Origin of the sequence: Apibacter sp. (genome assembly GCF_025291155.1) — a bacterium.
In the GTDB taxonomy this organism is placed as follows: Bacteria; Bacteroidota; Bacteroidia; order Flavobacteriales; family Weeksellaceae; genus Apibacter.
In genome coordinates this window covers 1-1,831 of record NZ_JAMBJZ010000148.1, presented here as the reverse complement: position 1 = coordinate 1,831, position 1,831 = coordinate 1, and the positions used below count along the sequence as shown (strand labels likewise).

The following is a 1,831-nucleotide window of genomic DNA, read 5'->3' as shown; positions in this document are numbered from 1 at the left end:
TATATTTTTATATAAAAATTGAATAAAATATTTTATTGAAACTTTTAAAAATAATATTATTAGTATATTCGCAAACAAGAATCAAGGTAAAATGAAGTTAAGTTATAATAAATTAAACAATCTAACCGGTTGGGGAGTTTTTTTAATTGCTGCCCTAACGTATTTACTCACTATAGAACCGAATTTTAGTTTTTGGGATTGTGGAGAATACATATCTTCAGCGGTGAAGCTAGAAGTAACCCATTCTCCAGGTGCTGTATTTTTTCAGATATTAGGAGCAGTTTGGGCTATATTTGCTTTTGGCGATCATAGCAAATATTCCATTGTTATTAATGCTATGTCTGCTATTATGAGCGCCTTTACCATACTCTTTTTATTTTGGACCATTACCCATATGGTTAGAAAAACATTATTTTTAAATTCCGAACCTAAAGAATTTACCATCTATCAAAAGGCTATTATCTTATTAAGTGGAGCTGTAGGAGCTTTAACTTTCACATTTACGGATACATTTTGGTTTTCTGCGGTAGAAGGAGAGGTGTATGCAGCTGCCTCTTGTTTTACAGCTCTATTACTATGGCTTATGTGCAAATGGGAGAATAACTTATCTGATTCTCGTTCTGATAAATGGCTTATTTTAATATCGCTTCTTATCGGATTATCAGTTGGTATTCACTTAATGGTAATATTGGTAGTACCAACCTTAGGCTATATTTATTATGTTAAAAAATATACCTTTACCTGGAAGAATTTTATCATAGCGAATATTGCTATTGGAGGCGTATTCTTAGCTGTTTTCAAAATTATATTTCCTTTTACCATGTCTTTTTTTGGGAAATGCGAAATTTTCTTTGTGAATAATCTACAAATGCCATTTAATACGGGTTCCGTATTTGCATTTTTAGTTTTAATAATAGCTTTCTATCTAGCATTGAGATATACTTCAAAACATAGATATAGAACTTTAAATACTATTATTTTATCTATTCTTTTTATGCTGATCGGTTTTTCGAGTTGGATTGTTTTACCTATAAGGGCTAAGGCAAATCCCCCGATCAATTTAAATGATCCTGATAATGCCATAGGTATGTTAGATTATTATAACAGAGCTCAATACGGAGATTGGCCGGTATTTTACGGAGCCAATTACACTGCATATTTAGATCCGAATGGAATCATCGGGACAGATGATAATGGGCCTATATATGAAAAAGATGAAAATTCAGGACGATATATTGAAACAGGAAGAAGAATAAATTATAAATTCAATCCGGAACAAATTAGTATTTTTCCGCGAATGTATAATCCTGATCCTAGCGTCATAGATAATTACGGATTAATGGAAGGCTATCCTAATTTTACCTTAAATTCTAAATATATAGGGAACCCCGACGCTCAAAAAGTTTTCGATGAATTAGTTAGGAAAAAAAATTCGGGAGAAATATCCGTGCGCGATTATCAAATAGCTAAACAAAATGAGCTGTTGAATGTAAAAAAACCTACATTAGGTCAAAATCTTGATTTTATGATGACCTACCAAATGGGGTATATGTTTGTACGCTATTTTTTATGGAATTTTGCCGGTCGTCAAAATGATTTACAAGGAAATTACGAATCCACTAAAGGAAACTGGATTAGTGGAATTAAATTTCTAGATAATTTACGATTAGGAGATCAAAGTAAATTACCGGATGCATATGTAAATAAGGCAACTAATAAATATTATATGTTACCATTACTATTAGGATTAATAGGTTTTTTCTTTCAGTTAAACAGAGATCCGGGAAGAAATTTTTCCTTAATTGCATTATTCTTGCTGGCGAGTGTTGGA

General features: G+C 31.6%; 1 protein-coding gene. It reads left to right on the top strand.

Annotated features, from left to right (window positions below):
* Window positions 1–91: 91 nt before the first annotated feature.
* On the top strand, window positions 92–1,831 hold a 1,740-nt coding region (locus M3Z80_RS09620), incomplete at its 3' end, for a glycosyltransferase family 117 protein (protein WP_293919396.1).